Raw genomic sequence first — 590 nt, forward strand, 5'->3', positions numbered from 1 at the left:
GCTGCATTAACAAACGCTTCCAATGACCTTGTTGCTGCTCTTCCAAATACGCCAGTGAATTTTGTAGTTCTGCTAAAGCCAGAATCGACTCATCGGTGTGAGTGTATTCGTTGCCGAGTTGAATGGCTTGAGCAATATCCCGGCAAGCTTGCGCTTGTGTCTCAAGAAGATATTTAAAGCGGAACAGCACGTCTGAACGCTCAAACTCCGTTGCCAAATCTTGGTAGCGGTAGTGGCTCGAACTCACGCGTTCGTGAATGTCTTGCGCGATAAAATAGATATTCAAGAATCGGTCACTTGGTCCGTCTACATGACCACGCTTGGAACGGGTGAGTAGCGTTGCTTTACACGCATTGAGTGCGGTGACCGTAGCAGCATTAAGGCGAGCCGCTTCAATACGCATCGGTTGCGGTGCAAGGTTCGTGACTGGGTGGAAAAGCTTGGCTTTGGCATCGAGATAATTCGCAAGCGCAAGAAACACGTTCGCGAGGCTTAATTGCACCGGCTGCAACGGCCAGAACATTTGCCAGATCATCGACATAAAGTAATACCAAGCGGCACCAGTTAGCAGTAACAACGGCTGGAACCAA

Annotated in this window: 1 protein-coding gene; it reads right to left on the reverse strand. The window is 49.3% G+C overall.

The window, feature by feature from the left end:
- Window positions 1-590 (reverse strand): YccS/YhfK family membrane protein (locus R7Z50_RS29255; protein WP_318149983.1); only part of this gene is annotated, 590 nt, incomplete at both ends.

This window comes from Vibrio sp. 1249-1 (genome assembly GCF_033340495.1).